The 26,756-nt window shown below is 37.1% G+C and carries 29 protein-coding genes; 5 read left to right on the top strand and 24 right to left on the bottom strand.

Annotated elements, in window-relative coordinates:
- Window positions 1–57 precede the first annotated feature (57 nt).
- The 4 genes from dnaB to AC3G7N_RS08440 form a co-directional block, all read right to left on the bottom strand.
- On the bottom strand, window positions 58–1,419 hold the full coding sequence (gene dnaB / locus AC3G7N_RS08455) for a replicative DNA helicase (protein ID WP_489421713.1): 1,362 nt from the start codon (window positions 1,417–1,419) through the stop codon (window positions 58–60).
- A 171-nt stretch (window positions 1,420–1,590) separates the two neighbouring features.
- Window positions 1,591–2,040, bottom strand: a complete 450-nt coding sequence (gene rplI, locus AC3G7N_RS08450) for a 50S ribosomal protein L9 (RefSeq protein ID WP_489421712.1) — start codon at window positions 2,038–2,040, stop codon at window positions 1,591–1,593.
- Complete coding sequence (locus AC3G7N_RS08445; protein WP_489421711.1) at window positions 2,037–4,010, bottom strand: DHH family phosphoesterase; 1,974 nt, start codon at window positions 4,008–4,010, stop codon at window positions 2,037–2,039. Before AC3G7N_RS08445 ends, rplI begins: the two co-directional genes overlap by 4 nt.
- Before the next feature lie 29 nt (window positions 4,011–4,039).
- Window positions 4,040–4,984: a YybS family protein gene (locus tag AC3G7N_RS08440; RefSeq protein WP_489421710.1), complete on the bottom strand. Its 945-nt coding sequence runs from the start codon at window positions 4,982–4,984 to the stop codon at window positions 4,040–4,042.
- Window positions 4,985–5,233: 249 nt separating this feature from the next.
- On the opposite strand from AC3G7N_RS08440, the gene AC3G7N_RS08435 reads away from it, so the two are divergent.
- The 4 genes from AC3G7N_RS08435 to AC3G7N_RS08420 are packed head-to-tail and all read left to right on the top strand — an operon-like array spanning window position 5,234 to window position 7,843.
- Window positions 5,234–5,725 (top strand): hypothetical protein, encoded by a 492-nt coding sequence (locus AC3G7N_RS08435; RefSeq protein ID WP_489421709.1) that lies wholly within the window; start codon window positions 5,234–5,236, stop codon window positions 5,723–5,725.
- A 13-nt stretch (window positions 5,726–5,738) separates the two neighbouring features.
- Window positions 5,739–6,497 carry a molybdate ABC transporter substrate-binding protein gene (gene modA / locus AC3G7N_RS08430; RefSeq protein WP_489421708.1) on the top strand — a complete coding sequence of 253 codons (759 nt, stop codon included), beginning with the start codon at window positions 5,739–5,741 and terminating at the stop codon, window positions 6,495–6,497.
- 30 nt (window positions 6,498–6,527) lie between these two features.
- Window positions 6,528–7,205 (top strand): molybdate ABC transporter permease subunit, encoded by a 678-nt coding sequence (gene modB / locus AC3G7N_RS08425; protein WP_489421707.1) that lies wholly within the window; start codon window positions 6,528–6,530, stop codon window positions 7,203–7,205.
- A 14-nt stretch (window positions 7,206–7,219) separates the two neighbouring features.
- Entirely contained in the window at window positions 7,220–7,843 is a 624-nt protein-coding gene (locus AC3G7N_RS08420; RefSeq protein ID WP_489421706.1) for an ATP-binding cassette domain-containing protein, read from the top strand.
- A 156-nt stretch (window positions 7,844–7,999) separates the two neighbouring features.
- On the opposite strand, the gene AC3G7N_RS08415 is transcribed toward AC3G7N_RS08420, so the two are convergent.
- The 8 genes from AC3G7N_RS08415 to AC3G7N_RS08380 all read right to left on the bottom strand — a co-directional run bounded on the left by AC3G7N_RS08415 (window position 8,000) and on the right by AC3G7N_RS08380 (window position 14,461).
- The gene (locus AC3G7N_RS08415) at window positions 8,000–9,397 is read right to left on the bottom strand and encodes a sodium:solute symporter family protein (protein ID WP_489421705.1); all 1,398 of its coding nucleotides are present in this window, start codon (window positions 9,395–9,397) and stop codon (window positions 8,000–8,002) included.
- A gap of 274 nt (window positions 9,398–9,671) precedes the next feature.
- Window positions 9,672–9,902, bottom strand: a complete 231-nt coding sequence (gene rpsR / locus AC3G7N_RS08410; RefSeq protein WP_404450723.1) for a 30S ribosomal protein S18 — start codon at window positions 9,900–9,902, stop codon at window positions 9,672–9,674.
- A 21-nt stretch (window positions 9,903–9,923) separates the two neighbouring features.
- Complete coding sequence (gene ssb, locus AC3G7N_RS08405) at window positions 9,924–10,418, bottom strand: single-stranded DNA-binding protein (RefSeq protein WP_489421704.1); 495 nt, start codon at window positions 10,416–10,418, stop codon at window positions 9,924–9,926.
- A gap of 15 nt (window positions 10,419–10,433) precedes the next feature.
- Window positions 10,434–10,724, bottom strand: coding sequence for a 30S ribosomal protein S6 (gene rpsF, locus AC3G7N_RS08400; protein WP_489421703.1), 291 nt, complete (start codon window positions 10,722–10,724; stop codon window positions 10,434–10,436).
- Between the two features lie 173 nt (window positions 10,725–10,897).
- A complete protein-coding gene (ychF, locus tag AC3G7N_RS08395) occupies window positions 10,898–11,998 on the bottom strand; it encodes a redox-regulated ATPase YchF (RefSeq protein ID WP_489421702.1) in 1,101 nt (366 codons plus the stop codon).
- Window positions 11,999–12,208: 210 nt separating this feature from the next.
- Window positions 12,209–12,406 carry a DUF951 domain-containing protein gene (locus AC3G7N_RS08390; protein WP_489421701.1) on the bottom strand — a complete coding sequence of 66 codons (198 nt, stop codon included), beginning with the start codon at window positions 12,404–12,406 and terminating at the stop codon, window positions 12,209–12,211.
- Window positions 12,407–12,425: 19 nt separating this feature from the next.
- The gene (locus tag AC3G7N_RS08385) at window positions 12,426–13,349 is read right to left on the bottom strand and encodes a mechanosensitive ion channel family protein (protein ID WP_489421700.1); all 924 of its coding nucleotides are present in this window, start codon (window positions 13,347–13,349) and stop codon (window positions 12,426–12,428) included.
- A gap of 86 nt (window positions 13,350–13,435) precedes the next feature.
- Window positions 13,436–14,461 carry a YkvI family membrane protein gene (locus AC3G7N_RS08380; RefSeq protein WP_489421699.1) on the bottom strand — a complete coding sequence of 342 codons (1,026 nt, stop codon included), beginning with the start codon at window positions 14,459–14,461 and terminating at the stop codon, window positions 13,436–13,438.
- An 89-nt stretch (window positions 14,462–14,550) separates the two neighbouring features.
- On the opposite strand from AC3G7N_RS08380, the gene yyaC reads away from it, so the two are divergent.
- Complete coding sequence (gene yyaC / locus AC3G7N_RS08375) at window positions 14,551–15,195, top strand: spore protease YyaC (RefSeq protein ID WP_489421698.1); 645 nt, start codon at window positions 14,551–14,553, stop codon at window positions 15,193–15,195.
- A 20-nt stretch (window positions 15,196–15,215) separates the two neighbouring features.
- On the opposite strand, the gene AC3G7N_RS08370 is transcribed toward yyaC, so the two are convergent.
- From AC3G7N_RS08370 to spoIIIJ, 12 genes are all read right to left on the bottom strand, one after another.
- Entirely contained in the window at window positions 15,216–15,920 is a 705-nt protein-coding gene (locus AC3G7N_RS08370; RefSeq protein WP_489421697.1) for a DUF554 domain-containing protein, read from the bottom strand.
- 56 nt (window positions 15,921–15,976) lie between these two features.
- Entirely contained in the window at window positions 15,977–17,137 is a 1,161-nt protein-coding gene (locus tag AC3G7N_RS08365) for an aminotransferase class V-fold PLP-dependent enzyme (protein ID WP_489421696.1), read from the bottom strand.
- 106 nt (window positions 17,138–17,243) lie between these two features.
- Complete coding sequence (locus AC3G7N_RS08360; RefSeq protein WP_489421695.1) at window positions 17,244–18,077, bottom strand: ParB/RepB/Spo0J family partition protein; 834 nt, start codon at window positions 18,075–18,077, stop codon at window positions 17,244–17,246.
- The gene (locus AC3G7N_RS08355) at window positions 18,058–18,831 is read right to left on the bottom strand and encodes a ParA family protein (protein WP_489421694.1); all 774 of its coding nucleotides are present in this window, start codon (window positions 18,829–18,831) and stop codon (window positions 18,058–18,060) included. Before AC3G7N_RS08355 ends, AC3G7N_RS08360 begins: the two co-directional genes overlap by 20 nt.
- A gap of 234 nt (window positions 18,832–19,065) precedes the next feature.
- Window positions 19,066–19,923, bottom strand: coding sequence for a nucleoid occlusion protein (gene noc / locus AC3G7N_RS08350; RefSeq protein ID WP_489421693.1), 858 nt, complete (start codon window positions 19,921–19,923; stop codon window positions 19,066–19,068).
- Window positions 19,924–20,202: 279 nt separating this feature from the next.
- Window positions 20,203–20,919 carry a 16S rRNA (guanine(527)-N(7))-methyltransferase RsmG gene (gene rsmG, locus AC3G7N_RS08345; RefSeq protein ID WP_489421692.1) on the bottom strand — a complete coding sequence of 239 codons (717 nt, stop codon included), beginning with the start codon at window positions 20,917–20,919 and terminating at the stop codon, window positions 20,203–20,205.
- Window positions 20,920–20,938: 19 nt separating this feature from the next.
- Window positions 20,939–22,825 (bottom strand): tRNA uridine-5-carboxymethylaminomethyl(34) synthesis enzyme MnmG, encoded by a 1,887-nt coding sequence (gene mnmG, locus AC3G7N_RS08340; RefSeq protein WP_489421691.1) that lies wholly within the window; start codon window positions 22,823–22,825, stop codon window positions 20,939–20,941.
- A gap of 240 nt (window positions 22,826–23,065) precedes the next feature.
- Complete coding sequence (gene mnmE, locus AC3G7N_RS08335; protein WP_489421690.1) at window positions 23,066–24,442, bottom strand: tRNA uridine-5-carboxymethylaminomethyl(34) synthesis GTPase MnmE; 1,377 nt, start codon at window positions 24,440–24,442, stop codon at window positions 23,066–23,068.
- Window positions 24,443–24,862: 420 nt separating this feature from the next.
- Window positions 24,863–25,039 (bottom strand): zinc-binding metallopeptidase family protein, encoded by a 177-nt coding sequence (locus AC3G7N_RS08330; protein WP_489421689.1) that lies wholly within the window; start codon window positions 25,037–25,039, stop codon window positions 24,863–24,865.
- Window positions 25,008–25,172 (bottom strand): M28 family peptidase, encoded by a 165-nt coding sequence (locus AC3G7N_RS08325; RefSeq protein WP_489421688.1) that lies wholly within the window; start codon window positions 25,170–25,172, stop codon window positions 25,008–25,010. The genes AC3G7N_RS08330 and AC3G7N_RS08325 overlap by 32 nt, the downstream gene beginning before the upstream one ends.
- 158 nt (window positions 25,173–25,330) lie before the next feature.
- A complete protein-coding gene (gene jag, locus AC3G7N_RS08320) occupies window positions 25,331–25,945 on the bottom strand; it encodes an RNA-binding cell elongation regulator Jag/EloR (protein ID WP_489421687.1) in 615 nt (204 codons plus the stop codon).
- Complete coding sequence (spoIIIJ, locus tag AC3G7N_RS08315; protein ID WP_489421686.1) at window positions 25,942–26,718, bottom strand: YidC family membrane integrase SpoIIIJ; 777 nt, start codon at window positions 26,716–26,718, stop codon at window positions 25,942–25,944. The genes jag and spoIIIJ overlap by 4 nt, the downstream gene beginning before the upstream one ends.
- Window positions 26,719–26,756: the final 38 nt, after the last annotated feature.

Genomic DNA, 26,756 nt, shown 5'->3' with positions numbered 1-26,756 from the left:
TCGTACGGCCACAGTCAAAACAAAAAGGTGCGCCTCATATAATGAGACACACCTCGCCTAAGCTGGTGGAACATCGCTATCTGAATAACGATGATCCAGGTCAACGAATTTGTTGTATTCTTTAACAAAGGCTAATTCAACATTTCCAACTGGGCCGTTACGTTGTTTAGAAATAATGATTTCAATAATATTTTGTTTTTCCGACTCGGCGTCATAGTAATCATCACGGTATAAAAAGCCAACGATATCCGCATCTTGCTCAATACTTCCCGATTCACGCAAGTCAGACATCATCGGTCGCTTATCCTGGCGGGACTCCACACCACGGGAGAGCTGTGATAATGCGATGAGAGGGACATTCAGTTCACGTGCTAGTCCTTTTAATGAACGAGAAATTTCGGAAACTTCTTGTTGTCTATTATCACGTGAATTTGCACTTCCTTGAATTAGTTGCAGATAATCAATTACAATCATACCAAGTCCATGCTCTTGCTTCAGACGGCGACATTTTGAACGAATTTCACTTACACGAATACCAGGAGAGTCGTCAATATATATTCCTGCATTGGACAAGCTCCCCATCGCCATGGTCAGCTTACTCCAGTCTTCCGCCACAAGATTTCCCGTCCGCAGTCGTTGTGCATCAATGTTTCCTTCTGCACAAAGCATCCTTGAAACTAGTTGGTCTGCACCCATCTCAAGACTAAAGATTGCTACGTTTTCATCGGTATTTATCGCAACATTTTGTGCAATATTTAAAGCGAAAGCAGTTTTACCAACTGAAGGTCGCGCCGCAATAATAATTAAATCGTTTTGTTGAAATCCAGATGTTATCCGATCCAAGTCACGGAAACCTGATGGTACACCAGTCAAATCTGCACTTTGATGGTGGAGGCTCTCAATATTATCGTAAACATCAATTAAAACGTCTTTAATTGCTTGAAACGCTCCTGAATTTTTACGGTGGGAGACTTCAAGAATATTTTTTTCCGCATCGTTTAAAACGTCTTCTATCTCATCTTCTTTGGAAAAACTTGTTGTCACTATATCCGTCGCTGTACGAATCAATCGACGCAACACCGATTTTTCTTCTACAATTTTACTGTAGTAACTGATGTTCGCTGCAGTCGGTACACTTCCAGCTATATCAGTTAAATACGAGACGCCCCCTACCTCATCTAATGTTTTAGCATTGGATAATGAGGTGGTTACGGTTACTAAGTCAATTGGTTCACCTTTATCAGAAAGCTTCATCATCGTTTCATAAATCCGCTGATGACTCGCCCGGTAAAAATCTTCTGGTAACAAAAGTTCAGAGGCACTTGAAAATGCTTCAGGCTCTAAAAATATGGCTCCGATTACCGCTTGTTCTGCTTCTATATTATGTGGTGGTGTACGATCATTCCATGTGTCACTCATATTAATCCCCCCTCACATAGAGGTATTTTTTTAGAAAAACTCGACATTCGCCTCGTCCTTAATAGCGAATGCCGAAGTTTTGCTTATACTGGAGTTTCCTTACGTGCAAAAAGAAAGGCTCACACCTGAATGTTATGAAAGATCAGGGTAAGGAGCCTAAAAAACTATTACTTATTTTTTTTCAGTTACATGCACTTTGATAGAACCAGATACTTCAGGAAGAATTTTAACAGGCACTGTTGTATAGCCTAGTGCGCGTATTGGTTGGTCAAGCTCTATTTTACGTTTATCGATTTTAAAGCCATGCTCTTTTTCTAATGCTTCGGCAATTTGTTTACTTGTAATAGATCCGAATAAACGACCTGCGTCACCTGACTTCGCCTTCATTTCGACCGTCAAATCGGCTAATTTATCTTTTAACTCGATTGCTTCGTCTTTTTCTTTCTGCTCTATTTGGTCCTCTTTACGTTGTTTAGCCTCTAATACTTTCATATTTCCCGCGTTTGCTTCTTCAGCTAATTTATTTTTTAATAAGTAGTTTCGCGCATATCCGTCAGAGACATTCTTCACTTCACCTTTTTTACCTTTACCTTTTACATCTTTTACAAAAATTACTTTCACCGTACGTCTCCTCCTTCTAAATACTCCTCAAGTATATCTCTTAATAGTGCCTCCGCATCACCTATTGAAGTGTCTTCAATTTGAGTGGCTGCGTTGGTCAAATGACCTCCACCGTTCATCTTTTCCATAATAATTTGAACGTTGACATCGCCAAGCGACCTAGCACTAATTCCAATTTTACCATCACTACGCTCAGATATTACAAATGATGCGTTTATACCACTCATAGTTAACAGGGTGTCTGCAGCCTGTGCAATTAACACAGCACCATACACTTCCCCATGCTTGCCTTTTGAAATGGCAATGGAATCACGGTAAACCTCTGCACGTTCTATCAGCTTGCTTCGTTTTATATAGATCTCTAAATCTTCTTTCATAAACTGTTGTACTAATATTGTATCTGCACCCTTCGAACGTAAGTAGGAAGCAGCATCAAATGTACGCGAGCCTGTTCGTAATGTAAAGCTTTTGGTATCTACTATAATTCCTGCTAAAAGCGCTGTTGCTTCTAACATTTTCAATTTAAGACTTTTCGGTTGATATTCAAGTAATTCGGTAACTAATTCAGCTGTTGACGATGCATATGGTTCCATATAAACCAATGTTGGATTTTCAATGAACTCCTCCGCCCGGCGATGGTGATCAATTACTACCTTGTATTCTGTTTTGTTTAACAAACGCTCATTCGAAACAAGAGCTGGCTTATGGGTATCTACTACTACAACCAAACTACGACTTGAAACAATATCCTCTGCCTCTTCAGGATCGACGAAATGCTGCCATAGGCTTTCTTCTTCCTTGATCGCGTCCACTAACCGATATACACCAGTACTGACATCTTCAGGATCAAATACTATAAAGCCTTCTACACCATTGGTCTTCGCAATATTTAAAATTCCTATTGCCGCTCCTATAGAGTCCATATCTGGCGCTTTGTGTCCCATAATGATAACATTATCGCTTTCCTTCACTAGCTGTTTTAAAGCATGCGAGATAACCCTAGCCCTAACACGCGTACGCTTTTCCATTGGATTTGTTTTTCCGCCATAAAATCGAACTTTTCCTGTGTCATCTTTAATTGCTACTTGGTCACCACCACGTCCTAATGCTAAATCAAGACTTGACTGTGCCAATTCACCAAGCGCAGGAAGGTCAACACTCCCAAGCCCAATCCCAATACTAAGCGTTACAGGAATATTCTGTTCAGCGTTTAGCTCCCGAACCTCATCTAAGATATCAAACTTTGACTTTTCAAGTTGGCGTAAAATTTCTTTTGTCCCCACAGCAATAAATCGATCCTGTGATGTCCGTTTCAAATACATCCCATTTTCATGAGCCCAGTTGTTTAATACAGATGTAACCTTTGAATTTAACTGACTTTTGACCGTATCATCCAAGTTTTGTGTAATTTCTTCATAATTATCTAAGAAAATAATAGAAAGTGTTGTTTGCTCATTATGATAAAGCTGTTGAATTTCGGTTTGCGTTGTTCGATCAAAAAGATACAATAACCGTTCCTCTTTTTTAATCGCTGTTTGAAATTCGTAGCCATCTATTTGAAACCAAATTTCGTTTTTATGTTCCTTTATCATAGGAATCAATTCTTCTGACAACAAATTTAAGGATTTTCCCACTAATGTATCTTCAGCTGCGAACCGATTCATATAAGGGTTAGCCCACTCAATAAAATAATCGTCATTAAACAATACAATTCCAATTGGCATTTCTAATAACGCTTCCTCACCCACTTTTCGTACACGGTGTGAAAGCGTTGATATATATTCTTCTGTCTCATTCATTAACGTTTTTTCCGTTCGAATACTATAATAAAAAGATCCAACAAGAACTACCGTCATGACGAGACCTATTATCCATTGAAAGTACCAAATAAACCCAAGCAAAATGAAAGATAAAATATAAATTATCCATAAATGTCTGCTCAGTGTTGGCTTGTTTTGCATATCTGGCATGGAATTCAACTCCTACACCTTATTCCTAACTATTTCTTATCTTTTGAAATGCGATCACGTAGTCGAAATCCTATATCTATTATACCTAGAATACGAACCAGGTAAAGTAAAAGGAATGGTAAAAGGAACGTCGCAATTACAATAATAATCGGAAATGCTTTTGACTTGTTTTTGTAATTAGCATAGAAAAAAATAAATGAAAACCCTTGTATCGTCATTAGCAATCCGGCTAATACAAGCACATTATTAATGGCATTATAGAAAATACTTGATGGGTCAAACTGGAACAGGGTAAAAATTAAGGCGAAAAAATATATCCAAACAAGTGATACTGGTAACCGCAGATCTCTAAATGGTGGAAAATAAAATTTCTTCTTATCTAATCTGTTTATTACTTTATACCCAAACCATTGGCTAATAAACGCTAACGCAATTGCAATTAATGCAACTCCAACAGGGATCAAATCTTTCAGCATACTTACCTGTTGTTCAAGCATTTCCAGCTGATCCTCTTCCCCACTTAGACCAACCTGCTCCATCAGATTCTGACTCATCTGCATGGATTCATCAATCATCGTATTAATTTCATTTACCCAATTAACATTAAACATAAGCTGACTGGTAAGGAATATAGTTAGTAAACCAATGACAAATCCGAGCGTCCCTCGAGCCCATATTTCATACGGTGTAAGTTTTTTATGCATGCCACTACCAATCATTAATCCCCCTAGTCCCATTAGGACTGTGACCGGTATAGAAAATATTGTTGCAAAAATGGAAGATAGCACAATAGAAGCAACAAACATAATGAGCGTTGGCTTCCAGTCGTATCTATACGCAAAAACAATAAATGGAACAGGCAATAAAAATATAGCAACTAGTTCAATTAGAGGGACGAAAACAGTTATCAATAATAACACAATGTACATCGCAGTAAGAAGTGCCCCGTCTGTAAGTTTTTTCGATTGATTCATCTATATTTACACCTCATTAATGACTTAAATCCTTTGATTCTTTTAATCTCATTATAATATGATAACACGATTTTTGTTCCATTTGTTGAAAGAAGTAATGATTGACGATTATTTCCCGGGCAATAATTGTCGAATATTATCTGTTGGAACTAAAACTGTCACCAATTGTTATGGCCAGGAAGCGACTTTATTGTTAATTTTTATTATAATGGTACAAGCAAGTGAATAATTTGTTAAGGATGAGACCTTATGATACTTCTTAAAGCCTTTTTACATAGCTTGAAATTACCAAGCAAAAAAGCTGTATTTCAGTTAAATCGCATTGGAATGGATATAACGGTTGTGTATATGTTTATTATCATGGCAGTCGTTGCTATCCCTGCACTTATAGAGCAAATAACTGAGACGAGTGATCCAGGTTCTGATATGGGACTTTTATTTCTACTTATATTTTTCTTTATGTTTTACTATCTCCCATTAACCATAATCGTATTTGTAGTATTGTCTGGGGTGGCTTATTTATTTACTTGGATAGCTAAGGGCATCAATCGAAAAATTCGGTTTCCGCTACTATGGAAAATGGGAGCCTACGCAACAACGATTCCTTTTTTAATTTATACCATTACAGCCTTATTATTTTCTACGGATGATAGCATGCTGTGGGTTTTCTTTATTTATTCTCTATTTGTTTTATTAAAAGCAATACTGGTTTACCCGAAACGTAAAAAGCGAACTGTATAAAGGGGGGGCTACCATGGTACAACGACTAGCAGCTATTTGGTTTCTTTTTTCAATGTTAGTAGCCTGTAGCGAATCATCTGAAACAAGAGAAAAAGAAATTTTCATTTCTGCTGCTGCAAGCCTATCTGGCGCTCTTGAAAAGATCAGTGAGGAGTATGAAGCGAAATACCCCAATGTCACCACTACACTCAACTTTAGTAGTTCTGGTAAACTAGCTCAACAGATTCAGCAAGGCGCTCCTGTTGATGTTTTTTTATCAGCTGATCAATACTGGATGGATGTATTGGAGAATGATAACCTCATTTCACCTAATACACGCATGAACTTTGTGCAAAATAGTCTGGTTTTGGTAGCGCAAAAAGATACAAATAAAAAGATACACTCGATAAAGGACATTAATCCAGATTCCACTGGACAAATTGCGATTGGCAACCCTGAAAGTGTTCCAGCCGGAAGCTATGCTAAAGAAGCATTAACCAATTTAGGTCTATGGGATAAGCTTATGGATCATTTTGTTTATGCAAAAGACGTTCGTCAAGTTCTTACCTACGTGGAATCAGGTAACGTAGAAGTCGGATTTGTCTATGGTACTGACCTTTTCCGAGCTGAAAATGTTCAAGCGCTTACGGAAATCGATTCGAGCTTGTATTCACCGATCGTTTATCCAGCTGCGGTTATGTCCACTACTGAACACCCAGAGTCAGCAAAGGACTTTCTAGCGTTTCTTCAGTCTGATTCAGCACAAGTCATTCTAGAAGATTATGGTTTTTAAAGTAACCGAACTGCATGGAGGTGCATGTCAATGAACTATACACCACTTATTTTATCTTTAAAAATAGCTAGCATTGCTACGTGCATCGTACTCGTCTTTGGAATACTTTTTGCTAGATTATTAGCAAGAAACCAATTTCCCGGGAAACGAATTATCGAATCAATCTTAATGCTTCCTCTAGTATTACCCCCTACAGTTGTTGGTTTCGGCTTACTATATTTATTCGGAAAAAATGGACCAATTGGGAGTTTGTTGTTACAAGTTTTCGACTTTCAGGTTGTCTTTACATGGATTGGCGCAGTAATTGCTGCAACGGTTGTTTCTTTTCCATTAATGTATCAGAGCGCTTCAGCCGCATTCCAAACCTATGACTCAAACATTGAAAACGCTGCATATACAATGGGTGCATCAAGATGGCGGGTTTTCTGGACAATCTCTTTTCCACTTGCATGGCCTGGCCTGTTAGCAGGACTTGTTTTAACTTTTGCAAGGGCGCTTGGCGAATTTGGCGCAACTTTAATGATCGCTGGCTATATCCCAAATAAAACAGATACGATTCCGCTTGCTATTTACTTTGCCGTGGAGTCAGGCAATACGGACAAGGCTTTATTTTGGGTGATCAGCATGCTCGTCATAGGATTTAGTGCAATTTTATGGTTGAATTGGTGGAGCGGTCGCAACATATTAAAGTTTTCAAGTGAAAAATAATGGGGGTTTACGCGATGCTTACTGTAGATATCATTAAAAAGCTGAAGAATTTCTCATTGGATATGCAATTTAACGTTGGCAATGAAATCGTTGTTTTGTTTGGCCCATCTGGATCAGGGAAAACAACACTATTAAATTGTATTTCTGGAATAACCCATCCAGATACAGGAACAATAAAGTTACATAACAAATCACTTTTCCAGGCGAATGAGAGGCCTATACCAGTTCAAAAACGAAATATTGGCTACTTATTCCAAGACTATGCGTTATTTCCACATATGACCGTAGGAAAAAATATCAACTATGGCATGCAAGATGCTGCCTTAGTTGAAAATCTAATTGATGTGGTTGGAATTAGATCATTAATGGATAGCTACCCGAGACAAATATCGGGTGGCGAAAAACAACGGGTTGCACTTATTCGAGCACTAGCCATGAAACCGGATGCTCTGTTACTAGATGAACCTTTTTCTTCATTGGATGAAAAAACACGTATTGAATGTCAAGATGAATTAATCCGTCTGCACATCATGTGGAGTATACCGATTATTATGGTCACTCATGATTATGAAGAAGCAAGAAAGATTGGGACTCGGATTATTAAAATCGAAAAAGGGATTTTAATAAACGAAGTTTGATAGACAATAAGACCCCCCTTATACCATTTTGTTATATATAAACCAAAAAAGCACATTCCTTATTAAAATGCGTAATTGTGATAATCACAGAGCTATATATACTAACAGGCTCTCCGTTAACGGAGAGCCCTTTTCAATGTTAATACTACTTTAATTTTATGCTGTTTGTGCTTTACCATTCGTTGTCATCAACGTTACAACGATCAACACAATAACCGCTACAGGAAGAGCCACAATAACACTGTTTAGCTCATACGGTTTTGCTAATAGAATTTCCCAAATCAATGTAGTTGTAACCCCTGCAATCATAGATGAAATACCACCAATCGAATTAACGCGTTTCCAGAAGAAAACTGCCAATAGTGCTGGTGTTAACCCCGCGCCATAAACGGTATACGCATACATTTGTACTTCTAAAACCGTTGGGAAGTAGCTTATCAAAATGTACGATAACAAACCTAATACTATAATAAATACTTTTGTCATCATCAGTAACTGCTTATCTGTTGCATCCTTCTTAATATATTTCCCGACAATATCGTACGTAACATTAGTTGCAGCCGATAATAAATAGGAATTACCTGTTGTCACGATGAATGCTGTTGCAGCTGCAAGTAAAATACCACCAACAATTGTTGGCATAACAACAGTTGTTGCCATTAGAGCCATTCCTGGTGAGATTTCCGGAAACATCGAACTAGACGCAAAGGCGATAAACGAGATTGCAGGTGAAATAAGAATCATCCCTATTAGCCAACCGATTTGTGCCTTTTTCGACGACTCGCCCCCTTTTGACGATGCAAGCCGTTGATACATATTTTGGTCACCTAAAAGTAAAAACAACGATGGTAACAAAAAACCTAACAATTGAACACTACTCAGTGTACTCGTTACTGTCAAATGTTCAGCTGGTACGTTTGCTATTATTTCGTCCCATCCTCCTGCAATCACAAAGATTGTTGGAAGAGTTATAAATAAGGCCGCAATCGCCAAAAACGCACTCAATGCATCGGTCGGAGCAACAGACTTTAAACCTCCAATTGTTGCTAGGAATATAATTAATACTGAACCGATAATAGTTCCAGTCTCAACAGACATTCCTGTGGTTAGGTTTAAAATAAAACCAATTCCTGTCATCTGATACGAGACAATCCCCACAAAGGCTAAGATAATAATAACACTTGCAATCATGCGTGCTGTTGAACCATACTTTTCCTCAAGAATACCCGAAACAGTATATTTCCCAAATTCTCGTATTTTAGGCGCAATCAAATATAAGATCCCGATACCTACTAATGTTGGAATCATCATCAGTAAAGCTGGGATAATTCCATACGAAAACGCCATCGAAGTTTCGCCACCTGAAATACTTCCACTACCAGTCCATGTAGCAAGTAGCGTACCGGTTAAGACAATCGTTCCAAGTCCTTTTCCTGCTAGGATAAAATCTTCGCTACTAGAAACTTTCTTTGAATAATAAATACCCATGATAACCATGATTATGCCATAGGCAGCGACAAACCATAACAACGTTGGATTATGTGTAAGTTCCATTATTGTTCCCCCATTTTATTAATTTTGTTTAGCTTCCGCCAAATAAAACATAATATGAATGAATTTTAATAAAACATCAAAAAAAAAGTATCAAATTTTTTCCTCGATACTTCTTTCATTCGTTATTGGAATCATGATTACAAATTCAGAATCATTGGGTATTCTTCAAATGTGTTAGGTAGTCTTTTATAATAGCTAGGTTTGTTAAAGTTAACAAACTAAGTACATAAAAAACCTTTCTTTCGTTTGTAATACGAAAGAAAGGTTTTTTATATTACTCTGTTACGAAAGGCAATAATGCCATTGTACGAGCACGTTTAACTGCTTTTGTAAGTTTACGTTGATATTTAGCAGAAGTTCCAGTTACACGGCGAGGAAGAATTTTTCCACGCTCAGAAATGAAACGTCTTAGTAAATCAACATCTTTGTAATCGATGTGTGTAATTCCGTTTGCTGTGAAATAGCACACTTTACGACGCTTTGCGCGTCCGCGACGAGCTGCCATCAAATACCCCTCCTTTTCATTTTAGAATGGTAAATCATCGTCTGATATATCGATAGGTTGACCGTTATTTTTAAACGGATCCTCTTCGTTTTGGTTTTGATTTGAATTATTTTGATTTCGGTTTTGGTTTTGGTTTTGATTCGGATTTTGGTTCTGTTGATTGCCTGATGAACCTTGACCATTACCTTGCGTGGAACCTTTTGTTTCCAAAAATTGTACGCTGTCTGCCACAATTTCTGTCATATATACCATTTTGCCATCTTGTCCTTCAAAATTACGCGTTTGCACACGTCCATCAACACCGACCAAGCTACCCTTTTTCATATAGTTAGCAAGATTTTCAGCGGGTCTGCGCCATACAACACAGTTAATAAAATCCGCTTCACGGTTTCCTTGTTGATTGGAAAAAGGTCGATTAACAGCTAATGTAAAATTGGCTACTGCCACTCCGTTTGGTGTATAACGTAAATCAGGATCCTTCGTTAATCTGCCAACAAGTACGACACGATTTAACATCAGAATCACCCCTTATTATTGATCTTCTTCTCGAATTGTCATATGACGGACTATATCATCTGAGAATTTAGCTAGACGATCAAACTCATTAATTGCAGCTTCATCACTAGAGAATTTCACAACTACATAATATCCATCACGGTAATCTTTGATTTCATATGCAAGGCGCTTTTTGCCTTTTTCATCAACTTTTTCAATCTCCGCCCCATTATCTGTTAAGATTTTGTGGAAACGCTCCATAAGTGCTGTTTGAGCATCATCTTCCATGTCTGGGCGAATGATATACATGATTTCGTATTTTGTCATTCGTTACACCTCCTTTTGGTCTTAGCGGCCCCTATTCTAAGAATAGCTACGACACCTTGAATCAGTCGTCGCTTTTCTCCATAGGAGCAAGGAATAATTTTAAGTTAATTACTCACAATAGTGAATTATACCAAATCACCATTAAAAAAACAAGCTTTTCGAGGGATCCTTTGTTATACGTTAAAACGAAAATGGATGACATCGCCATCTTTTACCACATATTCTTTGCCTTCTAATCGAACATTTCCTTTTTCCTTGGCCTGTGCCATAGCACCCGCATCAACAAGATCATCATAGGATACTGTTTCAGCACGAATGAATCCACGTTCAAAATCGGTATGGATAATACCTGCTGCTTGTGGTGCTTTAATTCCTTTTTGGAATGTCCACGCACGAACTTCCTGCTCTCCTGCTGTAAAATATGTTGCTAGGCCAAGCAACTGATAAGAAGCTTTAATTAGCTGGTCTAATCCCGATTCGGTAATTCCGAGATCTTCCAAAAACATTTCCTTCTCATCATGGTCAAGTTCTGCAATCTCTGATTCAATCTTTGCACAAACGACGATTACTTCTGCATTTTCATTTGCTGCAAAGTCTTTTACTTTTTGAACATACTCATTGCCTTCTGGATCAACAATTTCATCTTCAGACACGTTTGCTACATAAAGAATTGGTTTACTAGTTAACAAGTGGAGCTGTTTAACCACTTTCCATTGATCATCGGTGAAATCTAGTGCACGCACTGATTGATCATTTTCTAACCCGTCTTTTAGCTTTATTAACACATCATACTCTGCTAATGCTGCCTTATCTTTTTGACGTGCTAGTTTCTCAACACGTTGAAAACGCTTTGTAACTGACTCTAAATCTGCCAAAATCAGTTCCAAGTTGATGATCTCAATATCATCGATAGGATCAATTTTTCCAGATACATGTGTAATGTTTTCATCAACAAAACAACGAACAACATGACAAATTGCATCTACTTGGCGGATATGGGATAAGAATTGGTTACCCAAACCCTCTCCTTTACTTGCGCCTTGAACAATACCCGCTATATCGGTAAATTCGAATGCTGTCGGTATTGTCTTCTTTGGTTTTACTAATTCTGTTAATTTATTCAAACGATCATCCGGTACTTCTACAATGCCAACATTCGGATCAATCGTACAAAACGGATAGTTTGCCGACTCTGCCCCTGCTTGGGTAATCGCATTAAACAATGTTGATTTACCCACGTTTGGAAGGCCGACGATTCCTGCTGTTAAAGCCATGAAACTTTCACTCCTTAAGGATATCATTCATATGAACGTGCTAGTCTTCCCAATTATAATACAAGGACAGGATTTGACAAGCAAAGAAAAAGCAAAAATACGTTAATTTTTAGTCGTATTTTTGCTGAATCACTCATGAAAAGTTAATTTTGGGTTTTAATTTCTTGTTTAAAATGACATTTTAAATAGAAATTAATCAATTTTACTAATTTATCCCTCGCCTTTTTCAAGCACCTTTTTCATCTTCTTACTAAATTCTCTTCGTGGTATCAAAACACTGTGATCACAGCCCTGACACTTAATACGAACATCCATACCCATACGGATTATTTTCCAACGATTTTCTCCACACGGATGCGGTTTCTTCATTTGGACAATATCATTTAAAGCAAAATCTTTATCTACCATAATATGATACCTTCTTTCCTTATTCTTGTTCTCTTTCTTGAATTTTCCTCTGTTCGCCTTCCGTTTCTAGTGCGGTTGGATTTTCATTTCGTGTGTACATCACAAGACGTGGTGACGGAATTTGAATCCCTTCTTTATAAAGTCTTTCTTTTACTTCACGACGAATTATTCTGGCCCCAGCCCACTGAAACGATGGCGGGGTTTCGGCAATTACCCGTATTACAAAATGGGATAGTTCTAAAGTTTCAACCCCTATAATTTCAGGTGTACCAACAATTTCTTCATATTTATTAGGTAGCTCCATAGCCATTTCTTCAATAATTTTTTCTGCTGAATCAATATCGCTTTCATATGGAATATTAATGTCCACAACTGATAATCCATTATGAATGGAGTAATTGGTTACCTGTGTTACATTCCCGTTTGGAAGGACATGCTGCTCCCCTGTCCAGCTTTTAATTTTTGTTGTCCGTATTCCGATTTCTTCTACGGTACCTTCAACATTTGATGTGAAAATATAATCACCAACAGAAAATTGATCTTCAAATATAATAAAGAACCCCGAAATGATATCACGGACTAAATTTTGTGCCCCGAAACCAATTGCAAGTCCTGCAACTCCAGCCCCCGCGAGTAATGGTCCAATTTGTAAGCCGAAACCGCCATCTAAAATCATGATAAACGCTGTAAAATATACCGTATACGTTAAACTGTTATGCAGCAATTTTCTTAATGTGTTTTCCCGCCGCTCTGTAATCCGAAACGGTCCCCGTTGTCTGCTTATAAATACTTTGTCAATAACCTTTTTTCCAACTTTGATGATAATCATAGCAACTATGATAGTAAGAATGATATTTAATAACCCTTTACCAATGACCAGCCAAAGTTCTGGTCCCGAGACATAATCCCACAATTTATCAATTTTTTTATTTACAAAGTCCACTATAATGTACCTCCAAAACTTACTAGTTAACCAGATTTAAGTCTATACTAACCAGTATATCATTTCCCCTATTGATGGGAAGCAATTTACACAGTATTTTTATTCTTATTATGCCATAACGGGTATAGAATTAATCTCATCAGGACATATAAATTCAAAATTCCATAAATCGGGTATATATAACCTATCAAAGTAGAGAAACCAAACGTGGTAAATGGAATCATAACGATAATGGCTAATAAAGCAATGACCCATAATGGCACATCCCAATAACTTTGAATACGGGTTATTATACCTAAAATTCCAGAGGCTGCAGTGGTGAAAATTGCAAACCACAACAAAATGGACATAAATACCAATATCCCAAAAGAATAATGTTTTAGAATTGCAAATAATGGTATCTCATAGACAAGAATTTCCTCGGCAATCTGTATTAAGCTATTATTATATATATAGGAAATAACACCTAATATAAGCCCACTACCAATACCAGCAATCACTATTTCTTTTCGCGATTGTATTTTGTTTCCAATAGCCCCAAGTACTGCTATTAATGGTAGGATGTTTAATGCTGTAAATGGAAATGCAGCAGTCCAATTTCGTTGTTCATGCCAATGGGAAAAGAGTGCTAACTTTTGATCAAGTGTAAATATTAATAGTATCGAAAGCAGCCCAACTAATAATATAGGTAAAATAAATTGATTAATCGTTAAGAGGCCATTAATTCCTCTTGCAAATAAAAGCACTAGCATAATGGAAATAAATGCCACCCCCCACCAATAAGAAAAGTAAAAGGCTTGGCCTGTTGCTCCACTACCTGCAAGCATCACAACTGTAGTAGTGAATAAGTATAAAAATATCATCACATCGTAAACTTTTGTAAGCCTTCCACCAACAATAACCCGCAATACTGGCAGATAATCTTTTGATTGTTTTTGATAGCCAACTTTCATAATCACAATGCATGACATGGAGAATAAAATGGCAAACAATGCAATAGCAAGTCCACTTTCATGACCAAAAAATTGCCACAATTCTCTACCAGATGCATACCCAGCCCCTATCGTTGTTCCAATAATTAAAAACATCCATTTAAGCCCTGAACCCCACATTCGCTTTCCTCCAATTAATAACAAAATCGATGTATAGTTATCTTTTTTAAGTCGTATACTATTACCAATATGTTTACGGAGGATAAGCTATGAATCTAAAAAAACAATTTGTTATAGAAAATGAACAAGAAAATATGCGTTTACTGTATACAGATTCATTGATTAGTAATCTTATGGGCAAAAAAATTATTTCTTGGCTTCCCAATATTCCTAAAGAATATGTTGTAGTTTGTATAGGGACAGACCGATCAACGGGAGATTCACTTGGTCCATTAACTGGAACCCTTCTACATGACCATAAACCAAACCATTTATCTGTTTATGGAACGATTCATGATCCTGTTCATGCAACTAACCTTGAGACCTATATACAATTAATCCATAATCAGCATCGAAACCCCTATATAATTGCAATCGATGCATGCTTAGGTAAATCCACGTCAGTTGGAAATATAATATTAGGGAAGGGTCCCTTAAAACCTGGTGCCGCTTTGAATAAATCCCTCCCTCAAATTGGCGACATACATCTTACCGGTGTTGTTAACATTAGTGGATTTATGGAATTTTCAATTTTACAAAATACACGATTATCTATTGTTCTAGATATGGCTAAACAATTAGCTAATCTATTAATGGAGATAGATAATCAGTTAAAACATAGTATCAGTTCACCTTCTATGGTTATGACACCTGTTAATCAAGAGAGTATAGAAAAAAGGACTTCTACTAAATAGATTTAGTAGAAGTCCTTGCTCTAGATAAGCTGATATAAATAATAAACTAAAATGACAGTTGCAAGGGATGGTAGCAAGTTTCCAATACGGATTTTAGTTATTTTAAGTAAATTTAACCCGATTGCAACAATCAGTAAACCACCAACTGCTGTTAACTCTACAATGAATCCATTCAAAAAACTTTCTGGCAGCCATTTGGTGATTTGAGTTGCTAAAAGTGCTATGGAACCTTGATATAGTACAACCGGAACTACAGAAAAAACCACCCCAAATCCAAGTGTTGTCGTTAATACAAGTGCTACAAACCCATCAATAATTCCTTTTGTAATTAATATCTCATGATCTCCACGTATACCACTATCCAATGCGCCAATCACAGACATTGCACCAATTACAAAAATAAGTGAGGCAGTAATGAATCCTTGAGCTACACTAAAATTTTCATTTTTTGTTGTAAACTTGCTGCCAATCCATGCACCTAATCGATTTAAGCCCTCTTCCACATGAATAAATTCCCCGATAATCGCTCCTGTAAGTAAACTTAGTAATACAACAACAATTATTTCTGTGGAAAATGCCATTTGTAGCCCTATTAATATTACTGCTAACCCGATACCATGCATAACCGTCTCTTTATAACGTTCGGGTATTTTTGTAAAGAATAAGCCAAGCAGGCTACCAACAATTATACAAACTCCATTGACCAATGTACCATATAAAACCATTGCCCCATCTCCATAGCTCAAATATCGTATTATAGTGTGTGTTTTTGGACATCCTCTTATAGTTCTTTATATGATTCCACAATTTCTTTTATAGCCAAGATGAATTCTCTTATTTCATCTTCTGTGTTATAAATACTTAAGCTTGCTCTCACCATTCCTTGTGCGGTTGTATGCAACATTTCATGTGTTTGTGGGCTGCAATGTAATCCTGCGCGGACCGCTATATTATAATGGGAGTCAAGTATTGCAGCTATCTCTTGTGAAGGTATATGTTCAATGTTAAAAGCAACCATCGGCATGCGAAATGTGTCAGAATCCGGTCCATAACAAGTTATGCCTTCTATTTCATTTAAGCTTTTATGGAGCATACTTGTTAATATTGTTTCACGTGGAACAATTTCCTTTTTTCTGCTTTCGTAATCAATTAATGCTGCATATAGACCAGCTATTCCAGGTGTGTTTAATGTGCCACTTTCAAGAAAATCCGGCCATTGTTTAGGCTGATTTCGCACCGAAGAAAACGCACCTGTTCCACCATGATGAATAGGGTTTAAACGAACTTCACCTTCCACCAGCAACACTCCTGTACCTTGAGGGCCTAGTATTCCTTTATGTCCAGGGAAAACTAACATATCAATCTTCTGTTCAGTCATGTCTATGGGAATATGGCCAGCAGTTTGAGATGCATCGATTAGTGTATAAATCCTGTTCATCCTAGCTAAAGCGATAATCTCATCAATTGGAATAATACGTCCTGTAACATTGGACGCATGGGTCATTGCTATTAATCGAGTATTTGATTCAATAGCTTCTTCAACAGCTGAAACAAATGATCCATCACCTTCTTCATCAGGTGTATCTACATACGTAATTTTGACACCATAATGTTCTTTTATATACTCAAGTGGTCTGCGGATAGAATTGTGTTCATAAGCTGAAGCAATAACATGGTCATTTTCTTGCCATGCTAGCCCTTTAATAGCTTGATTCAAACCAACAGTGGCATTTTGATAAAATATAACTTTCTTTGGGTCGCTGCAACCGAAAAGTTCAGCTATTTTAATCCTTGTATTGTTGATAATCTCAGAGGCTTGTCTTGCTGGGGCATGCCCTCCCCTACCAGGATTAGCTCCAATCGAATTGATAGTATGTACAACTGCTTCGGCAACACCTGACGGTTTAGGAAAGGAAGACGCAGCCTGGTCAAAGTATATCATCCACCATTCACCCCTTCTTATAAGATTACAGATATGCCCCATCATAGGTCCAAAAAAAGACTGACATCAGCTAAGCTAATTACAATTGTCAGTCTCGGCATACTATTTATGAATCTAATGATTCGATGATTCGATCTAGATCATCATTTGAGAAAAATTCAATTTCAATTTTCCCTTTCCGTTTTCCGCGTTGGATGGTAACGGAAGTACCTAACCGATCTCTTAAAATGGACTCCCTTTCCTGAAGAAAAATATCCATCTTTGGCTTTGTTTTCTTTTTTATCGGTTTTTTATTCATTTCGATAATCATTTGTTCAACCTGACGAACGTTTAGTTTTTCTTTAAGAATTTTTTTTACGAAGGGGATTAAGTGATCTTTATTTTTTATACCTAACAACGCACGGCCATGTCCCATGGAGAGTTCACCGTTATTAATGTAGGCAATAATTTGGTCTGGTAGTGTAAGCAATCGCACTAAGTTTGCAATGTGTGATCTACTTTTACCAAGTCTCTTCGACAACTCATCCTGCGTTATCTTTAATTCTTTCATTAAGTTTGCGTATGCTTGCGCTTCTTCAATTGGTGTTAAATCTTCCCGCTGCAGATTCTCTAAAAGAGCAATCTCCATCATTTTCTCATCTGTCAAATCTTTTACAACAACTGGAATCGTCTCTAGACCTGCTTCCTTTGCTGCACGGAAGCGTCGTTCACCAACCACTATTTCATACCCTTTAATGCTTTTACGTGCAATTAACGGCTGGATAATACCGTATTCAAGAATAGAATCCTTTAATTCCTCAATGGCATCCGCGTGAAATGTCTTTCTAGGTTGATAAGGATTTGGTCTACACTCTTTTATTGCTATTTCTTGAACAGTTTGTTCTTTTTCCTCAATTTCGGGAAAAAGCGCATTAATGCCTTTACCTAACCCTTTCACCACTAGCCATCACTTCCTTCGCTAATTCAAGATAAACTTCTGCACCTCGTGATTTGGGATCATACGTGATAATCGGTTGACCATGACTCGGTGCTTCACCTAAACGTACGTTTCTTGGAATAACTGATTTATAAACTTTATCTTGGAAGTATTTTTTCACTTCTTCAATCACTTGTATACCAAGGTTTGTGCGTGCATCAAGCATTGTTAATAATACGCCTTCTATCATTAAATCTTTATTTAAATGTTTTTGAACTAATCGGATGGTATTTAAAAGCTGACTTAATCCTTCCAAGGCGTAGTATTCACATTGAACTGGGATCAAAACTGTATCAGAAGAAGTTAAAGCATTGATTGTTAGTAATCCCAATGATGGTGGGCAATCAATGATTATATAATCGTAGTCTTCTTTAGCCATTTCTAATGATTTCTTTAGACGAATTTCTCTAGATATGGTTGGAACTAGTTCGATTTCCGCTCCAGCCAACTGGATAGTAGCAGGGATAATATCCAGATTCGGTAAACTTGACTGTGTTATAACTTCCTTAACTGGTACATCTTCTACCAACACATTATAAATACATTGATTTACATCAGCTTTATTAACACCCACCCCGCTTGTTGCATTGCCTTGTGGGTCGATATCAACGAGTAATACTTTTTTATCTAAGTATGCAAGACATGCACTCAAATTGACGGCTGAAGTCGTTTTTCCTACGCCACCCTTTTGATTTGCCATGGCGATAATTTTACCCATGTTGTCACCTACCTATCATTCTATATTATAATTCTATCACTTTTTCATTTAAAAAGCGGAAAATGTATTATATTGTAAGAAAAACGTAATTTTTGATGAAAAATCCACTAAAAACATCACTTAATATGAACTATCCCGTTATATCTAGTAATAAATTAAGTTGCTGTTGAAAAAACCCATCTATCTATTAAAAAAGATGGGTAAATATAAACGGATATATGTTATGTTTTACTTTTATTTATTTTTTGGAATTTTAATTGTAAATTGATAATAATCATCTAGATCTTTTTCATCCGTTTCAACGTCAATTCCGGTATCTGTTACCATTGTTAACGATTGTCTAATAGTATTCACCGCAATACGCATGTCTTTATTAACACCTTTTAATTTAGGTTTCTTCTTCTTCGGTTCATCTTTTTTGTTTTCCATTTTTTCTATTCGTTCTTCTGTTTGTTTAACGTTGAGATCATGTTCAATTATTTCATGTAGTAGTTTTGATTGTTTTTCTTGATCCTTTAATTTAATCAAAGCTCTTGCATGACGTTCTGTAATAGATTTATTTAGTAATGCTTGCTGAACAGCATCATCTAACTTTAATAATCGTAGTTTATTTGCAATTGTTGATTGGTTCTTCCCTAAACGTTGTGCAAGTGCTTCCTGTGTAATCGAATGTAACTCTATAAGTCTAGCATATGCACGTGCTTCTTCAATAACTGTTAGTTCTTCACGTTGAAGATTTTCAATTAATGCTACAGATGCAGTCTCTGTATCTGTCATTTCTTGTACAATTACTGGAGCATTTTCCCAGCCTAATGTCTGTACTGCCCGCCATCTACGTTCTCCAGCAATTAGTTCATAATCATCCTCTTCTAACTTACGAACTACAATCGGTTGAATCATGCCATGCGTTTTAATTGTCTGCGCTAATTCGGATATTTTTTCTTCACTAAATATGGATCTAGGTTGAAAGCGATTAGGTTTAATTTTTGTTACAGCAAGCTGAATCACTTCATTAGGACGATAGACTTCTTCTTCTGATTCAGAATCTGATTTATCTCCTAACCCGAAGATTCGGTTGAAAGGACGTACCATTATCAGACACCACCTTTATTCATAAAACTTGTTATAAAAACCTTTTATATCAATGTATTTGTGAATTGTTCCACGTGAAACAATTATTGGTCTTCCATATTTTGTAACGTTTCCTGGTTACTAACAGTATCAATCTTTATGTAAAAAAGTAATAGATTCTATTTGGATAAATAAGAAAAACGCTGCAGTTAAAACCGCTGCGTACATCATATCTCTGCTCTTATTTTACCATATTTAAGACGAAAAGGTACCTATATGATAAATATATTTGTTGGACAGCTACATAATAGGACTTTTATTTGGAACCCCCGCTTTTCTTGGATATTTATTTGGGGTTTTTCTTTTCTTCTCAATCATAACAATCGAACGTTCGCTATCTTCCTCAGGTAGAGTAAATGTATGGACGATATTTAATCTCCCTCCTAGTACATCAACAGCAATTTCTGCATCCTTTAATTCCTCTGAAGTTTGGGCGGCCTTCATTGCAATAAACATACCATTCTTCTTTGTTAATGGTAAACAAAGTTCACATAATACACTCATTCGTGCGACTGCTCGTGCTGTAACTATATCAAACTTTTCTCTGAATTTACTGTTTTTTCCAAAGTCTTCAGCCCGATCGTGGTAAAATGCAACATGATCTATGTCTAAATCTGTCGCTAATTGATTTAAAAACGCGATTCGTTTTTGTAATGAATCAACAATTGTTACGTTTATATGTGGAAAACATATTTTTAGTGGGATGCTTGGAAACCCAGCACCAGCTCCCACATCACAAATATGCACTTCCTTTGTAAAATCATAATGGAACGCTGCAGTTATAGAATCATAAAAGTGTTTTAAATAAACATCTGTTTGTTCTGTCAAAGCAGTAAGGTTCATTTTCTCATTCCACTCCACAAGGGTGCGAAAATATATATCGAACTGTTCAATTTGTCTGTCGTTTAGTTTAATCCCTTTTTGTTCAAGTTCTCGTACAAATAAGTCTGGGTTCATAATTGGTTCTCCTAACTGGTTAATTAGCTATTCGCGCAATTTTCCCTTGTTCAATATATATTAGCAAAATAGACACATCTGATGGGTTAACCCCAGAAATTCTTGATGCTTGCCCTACTGAAAGTGGACATATTTTTTTCAGTTTTTCACGTGCTTCAGTTGCAATACCATTGATATCATCGTAATCAATATTTTCAGGAACCTTTTTATCTTCCATTTTAAGCATACGATCAACTTGATCAATAGCCTTTTTAATATAGCCTTCATATTGAATTTGGATCTCTACTTGTTCCTTTACCACAAGTGGCAATTCTTTTTCAAAAGGAACCATTTGTTCAATCAATTGATACGCAACCTCAGGTCGTTTCAATAAATCTAATGCTTTTAATGGTTCTTTAAGTGGTGTTGCATTAACTGACTTTAATAGTTCTTGAACATTTTCTTCTGGTTTAATCGTAATTTTTGCAAGACGTGTTTTCTCTTCCTCTACTAAAGCATTTTTCTCGAGAAAGTTGTTATATCTTTCCTCTTTAATTAATCCAAGATTATACCCTACTTCAGTTAAGCGAAGATCGGCATTGTCATGGCGTAACAATAAACGGTATTCTGCTCTTGAAGTTAATAATCGATACGGTTCATTTGTTCCTTTTGTTACTAAATCGTCGATCAATACACCAATATAGGCTTGGGATCTATCTAGAATTAATGGGTCACGGCCCAATACTTTTGCTGCTGCATTAATTCCAGCCATAATTCCTTGTGCTGCCGCCTCTTCATATCCAGACGTTCCATTGATTTGCCCTGCAGTATAAAGACCTGGAATTTTTTTAGTTTCCAATGTAGGCCATAGCTGCGTTGGTACTACCGCATCATATTCAATTGCATAACCAGCACGCATAATTTCAGCCTTTTCTAGACCTGGAACCGTTTTAACCATTTCATGTTGAACATATTCTGGTAATGATGTTGATAAACCTTGTACATATACTTCCTCTGTATTCCGTCCCTCAGGCTCTAAAAATATTTGGTGACGTGGTTTATCATTAAACCGGACAATCTTATCTTCAATTGAAGGGCAATATCGTGGTCCAGTTCCTCGTTTCATACCTGAATACATTGCTGATAGATTTAAATTGTCATTAATGACTTGATGTGTAAATTCATTTGTATAGGTTAGCCAACAAGGTATCTGATCAGTAATATATTCCGTCGTTTCATATGAAAAAGCTTGCGGCTTATCGTCACCAGGTTGAATTTCTGTTTTTGAATAATCAATGGTGTGGCTATTTACACGTGGTGGTGTACCTGTCTTAAAACGTGTCAATTCAAAACCAAGCTCTTCCAAGTGTTCAGAAAGCTTGACAGAAACACGTTGATTATTTGGACCACTTTCATATTCTAAATCACCGATTAGCACTTTTCCGCGCATAAATGTACCAGTAGTTATAATCACTGTTTCGGCATGATAAGCTGCTTTAGTTTCGGTTACAACTCCTTTACAAATGCCATCTTCCATAATGAGTTTTTCTACCATTCCTTGTCTTAAGGTTAGGTTTTCTTGATTTTCAATCATATTTTTCATTTCCCGTATATATAAAGGTTTGTCAGCCTGTGCTCGAAGTGCCTGTACTGCTGGACCTTTTCCTGTGTTTAACATACGCATTTGAATGTGCGTTTTATCAATGACTTTTGCCATAACGCCACCTAAAGCATCAATTTCCCTCACGACTATTCCTTTAGCTGGTCCACCTAATGATGGATTACATGGCATAAAGGCAACCATATCTAAATTGAGAGTCAGCATTAAGGTTTTTGCACCCATTCCAGCTGCAGCAAACCCTGCTTCCACTCCTGCATGACCTGCTCCAATTACAATAACATCATAATGGCCTGCATCATATACCATAACTTTTCATCCCTTCTATTAAAAACTTACTATCCTCTGAATTAGCTTGATCCAGCGGCAGCTTCTGAACAGTCGCCTCCGCTTTCCGTACACCACTGAACAGTCGCCTCCGCTTTTCTTGATCCAGCTGCGGATCCTAGAAGCTGCCGTCATAAGCAATTGACACTCCAAACGCCACAAACCAGGCGTTTTGCGGTCCCTTGCTTATGCGTCCGCTTCTGAACAGTCGCCTCCGCTTTTCTATTTCCCTAAGCAAAATTGTGAGAATAGCTGATCAATCAAGCTGTCACTTGCAGTATCTCCAATGATTTCGCCTAATAACTCCCACGTTCGTGTCACATCTATTTGAATAATATCAAGTGGCATTGCCATTTCCAGACTTGCTACTGCATCTTCGAGAGATTGTTTTGCTTGTTTTAAAAGCTGGATATGACGGACGTTCGATACATAGGTTAAATCTCCACTATCTATTTCTCCAGTAAAGAAGGTTTGAGCAATAGCTTTTTCTAATTCGTCTACCCCTTCTTCTTCAATCAAGGATGTCGTTATAATGGATTTTCCTTCAGATAACTTCTTAACACTTACGAGATCCAACTTTGCAGGTAAATCTGTTTTATTAATAATTACGATATATTCTAGGCCCTTTACAGCTTCAAACAATTTTTCATCTTCATATGTTAATTCTTCATTATTATTTAAAACAAATAATATAAGATCGGATTCTTTTAACACTTTTCTTGAGCGTTCGACACCAATTTTTTCGACAATATCTTCTGTTTCTCTAATTCCCGCAGTATCGACAAGTCGTAGAGGGACTCCGCGCACATTGACATATTCTTCGATAATATCACGTGTTGTTCCAGGAACTTCCGTTACAATTGCCTTATTTTCCTGAACAAGTGTATTCATTAAAGAAGACTTTCCAACGTTTGGTCGTCCGATAATTGCAGTCGCCAGACCTTCGCGCAAAATTTTACCTTGCTTAGCAACCTCTAACAGCTTCTTAATTTCGTCATGAACTTCTTTTGTTTTTACACGCATCATTTCGTGTGACATTTCTTCAACATCATCATATTCAGGATAATCAATATTTACTTCGACATGCGCAACTGTTTCCAGTAGCTCTTGTCTTAAACGCTGAATTAATGCAGATAATCTTCCATCCATCTGTTTTAACGCAACCGACATAGCTTTATCTGTTTTTGCGCGAATCAAATCCATAACCGCTTCTGCCTGCGATAAATCGATTCTTCCGTGGAGAAATGCTCGTTTTGTAAATTCCCCCGGTTCTGCGAGTCTTGCACCTTTACTCAATATAATTTCCAAAATACGATTAATGGATACCATTCCGCCGTGGCAATTGATCTCCACCACATCTTCTCGAGTAAATGTCTTTGGTGCTCGCATAACGGTTACCATTACTTCTTCTGCTACCTCATTAGTTTCCGGGTCGATTATTTTACCATAATGGATGGTATGGGAATTCACCTGATCCAAATCTTTCCCCTGAAACAAATTATTGGTAATGAATATTGCCTTTGGACCACTTAATCGAACAATCGCAATTGCACCTTCTCCAATTGGAGTTGATATCGCTGTTATTGTATCTGTCTCCACGTCTTTCACCTACTTTTACCGCATCTATTTATATCTATTATTAACATTTATATATTTATCGTCACTAACTAAATAGATTATCACATTTTCACTTAAAAATAAACTTATCCACAAATTTAAATAATCAAAAAGGAAAAAGGCGTTTATCCACATGTGAATAAACGCCTTTTTCCTTACTAGTAAGTTATGAACAACTCTAACGTTCTGGTTCCTCATAATAATAGTCAACAGGAACTGGAGCTGGAGCTACAGCTAATTTTTCAAGTGCTGGTGTGTCTTTTCTAGCTACTTGATAGAGTGCTGCTCCAACAATATTTGCAACATCTTGTAACTTTTCCCTACTTATATGTTCGATTACATCATCTTCCGTGTGAGACCACGGCTCAAGTGGTGTGTGAATAAATAATGCAGCCGGGATTCCTAAATTAGAAAAGCAACATGGTCACTTCTACCAAGTTCGCTGCATGGTACAACTTCACTAACTCTTGAACCTGCAGCTCCAAGATCAGTAACCAAATTCTTTTCACCATCTGCGGTAAACATCACTAAGTCTCCAGTATCTGCACTACCAACCATGTCCATTTGGAACTGTGCCACTGTTTTTTCCGACATCTCCTGGTGCCATCCGCAGCGGCATATTACGTGAACCCCTGAGTCCGTATTCTTCTGCACCAAATGCAACAAATTTAATCGTAGTCTCAGTTGGTGTATTGGCGAATACTCGTGTCATTCGTATTTATTTATTTATACCTAATAGTGCAAGAAGAACAATAACAGCATGATGTGTAGTGAACTTATCCGTTGTTCTTAAAATATATCCGCCATCCCCCTTACCTCAATTGCCAATAGAAAAAACCCTGGTTTCCCAAGGTTTTTGCCTACGTCTAATTATGGTTTGATCACAATGTGGCGATGTGGTTCGACACCATCCGAGTAAGTAGAAATATTCTTATTCCTTTGTAATGCACTGTGAATAATTTTCCGTTCATAAGCAGGCATAGGCTCTAACGCCACTTTTTTATTTAACCTTTTTGCTTTATCGGCCATTTTTAATGCTAGCGATTCAAGAGTCTCTTTGCGACGACCCCGGTACCCTTCTGCATCAACTGTTACCGTATAAAATTGTTTTCCATCCTTGTTCAGAACTAAATGCACTAAATATTGTAAAGCATTAAGTGTCTGGCCACGTTTACCGATTAGCAAGGCAATCTTTTCTCCATTTAATTCAAATGTAACGTGATTGCCCTCCACTGAAGTTGCAACTTCAACCTCAACATCCATATTTTCTGTCAGTTCATGGATATACTTTTCGGTTTGTTGAATTTGATTTTTGGTTAACGTAACTTTCACAATTGCCCTTTTTGAACCAAATAAACCAAATAGTCCTTTTTTACCTTCGTCGATAATAATGATATCAACTTGGTCCTTCGTTGTGTTTAACTGCTCTAATGCTGATTGGACCGCTTCTTCCACCGATTGACCAGTAGCAGTTATTTCCCTCACTTTTTGACTCCCCCAGTGCTAACATCATCTTTTTTCATCATTGGTTTACGAATAAATAGAGTTTGTGCAACCATAAAGATGTTACCTACAACCCAGTATAGTGCGAGTGCAGCTGGGAAAAACACTGCAAATACAGTAATCATAATTGGCATGACATACAACATTACCATCATTTGTGGGTTTTGCCCTGCTGGGCTTCCAGCCATCATCAACTTCTGTTGTAAAAAGGTAGCTAATCCGGCAACGATTGGAAGAATAAAAAATGGATCTGGTTCGCCTAGTTCAAACCATAAAAAACTATGGGTTTGAATTTCAGCATTTCGCATAATCGCATGATAAATTGCGATCAATACCGGCATTTGCACAAAAATTGGTAAACAACCTGCAAGCGGGTTTACCCCATGTTTTTGAAATAAAGCCATTGTTTCTTTTTGTAGTTCTTGTTGTGTGTTTGCATCCTTTGAGCTATATTTTTTTTGAATTTCTTTCAGCTCAGGTTGTACATCCTGCATTGCTCTTGAGCTTTTCAATTGTTTAACATTTAATGGCAAAAGAACTAATCGAACAATAATAGTTACGATTACGATTCCTAAACCATAGCTTCCATTGAAAAGTTCAGCAAAGTATTCAATTAACCACGACATAGGATAGACAAAATATTCATCCCAAAATCCTTCACTTTTAGAAGTAATCGGTTGATCAATATTCATACATCCGGAAAGCAACACAACTAACCCAATCATGCTTACTAGCAATAAAAACTTCTTTGACACTAGATTTCCTCCTTACTTACAAAACCCCTATGTATTAC

The sequence above is a fragment of the Virgibacillus carmonensis genome (assembly GCF_057836705.1).
Note: the sequence above shows the minus strand (reverse complement) of the source record. Positions and strands in the feature narration are given on the sequence as shown.

Excerpts from the sequence above, each read along its gene's own strand:
- rsmG (WP_489421692.1), bottom strand. The coding sequence starts at position 20,919 with ATGAACCCAGACTTATTTGTACGAGAACTTGAACAAAAAGGGATTAAA.
- AC3G7N_RS08420 (WP_489421706.1), top strand. The coding sequence starts at position 7,220 with ATGCTTACTGTAGATATCATTAAAAAGCTGAAGAATTTCTCATTGGAT.
- AC3G7N_RS08380 (WP_489421699.1), bottom strand. The coding sequence starts at position 14,461 with ATGTGGGGTTCAGGGCTTAAATGGATGTTTTTAATTATTGGAACAACG.
- AC3G7N_RS08355 (WP_489421694.1), bottom strand. The coding sequence starts at position 18,831 with ATGGGTAAAATTATCGCCATGGCAAATCAAAAGGGTGGCGTAGGAAAA.
- modB (WP_489421707.1), top strand. The coding sequence starts at position 6,528 with ATGAACTATACACCACTTATTTTATCTTTAAAAATAGCTAGCATTGCT.
- ychF (WP_489421702.1), bottom strand. The coding sequence starts at position 11,998 with ATGGCTTTAACAGCAGGAATCGTCGGCCTTCCAAACGTGGGTAAATCA.
- rpsR (WP_404450723.1), bottom strand. The coding sequence starts at position 9,902 with ATGGCAGCTCGTCGCGGACGCGCAAAGCGTCGTAAAGTGTGCTATTTC.
- ssb (WP_489421704.1), bottom strand. The coding sequence starts at position 10,418 with ATGTTAAATCGTGTCGTACTTGTTGGCAGATTAACGAAGGATCCTGAT.
- AC3G7N_RS08390 (WP_489421701.1), bottom strand. The coding sequence starts at position 12,406 with ATGGTAGATAAAGATTTTGCTTTAAATGATATTGTCCAAATGAAGAAA.
- AC3G7N_RS08415 (WP_489421705.1), bottom strand. The coding sequence starts at position 9,397 with ATGGAACTTACACATAATCCAACGTTGTTATGGTTTGTCGCTGCCTAT.
- dnaB (WP_489421713.1), bottom strand. The coding sequence starts at position 1,419 with ATGAGTGACACATGGAATGATCGTACACCACCACATAATATAGAAGCA.
- yyaC (WP_489421698.1), top strand. The coding sequence starts at position 14,551 with ATGAATCTAAAAAAACAATTTGTTATAGAAAATGAACAAGAAAATATG.
- AC3G7N_RS08370 (WP_489421697.1), bottom strand. The coding sequence starts at position 15,920 with ATGGTTTTATATGGTACATTGGTCAATGGAGTTTGTATAATTGTTGGT.
- AC3G7N_RS08325 (WP_489421688.1), bottom strand. The coding sequence starts at position 25,172 with ATGACACGAGTATTCGCCAATACACCAACTGAGACTACGATTAAATTT.
- rpsF (WP_489421703.1), bottom strand. The coding sequence starts at position 10,724 with ATGACAAAATACGAAATCATGTATATCATTCGCCCAGACATGGAAGAT.
- AC3G7N_RS08365 (WP_489421696.1), bottom strand. The coding sequence starts at position 17,137 with ATGATATACTTTGACCAGGCTGCGTCTTCCTTTCCTAAACCGTCAGGT.
- AC3G7N_RS08445 (WP_489421711.1), bottom strand. The coding sequence starts at position 4,010 with ATGCCAGATATGCAAAACAAGCCAACACTGAGCAGACATTTATGGATA.
- modA (WP_489421708.1), top strand. The coding sequence starts at position 5,739 with ATGGTACAACGACTAGCAGCTATTTGGTTTCTTTTTTCAATGTTAGTA.
- AC3G7N_RS08440 (WP_489421710.1), bottom strand. The coding sequence starts at position 4,984 with ATGAATCAATCGAAAAAACTTACAGACGGGGCACTTCTTACTGCGATG.
- noc (WP_489421693.1), bottom strand. The coding sequence starts at position 19,923 with ATGGTACGTCCTTTCAACCGAATCTTCGGGTTAGGAGATAAATCAGAT.
- AC3G7N_RS08435 (WP_489421709.1), top strand. The coding sequence starts at position 5,234 with ATGATACTTCTTAAAGCCTTTTTACATAGCTTGAAATTACCAAGCAAA.
- mnmG (WP_489421691.1), bottom strand. The coding sequence starts at position 22,825 with ATGGTATATGATGCAGGCCATTATGATGTTATTGTAATTGGAGCAGGT.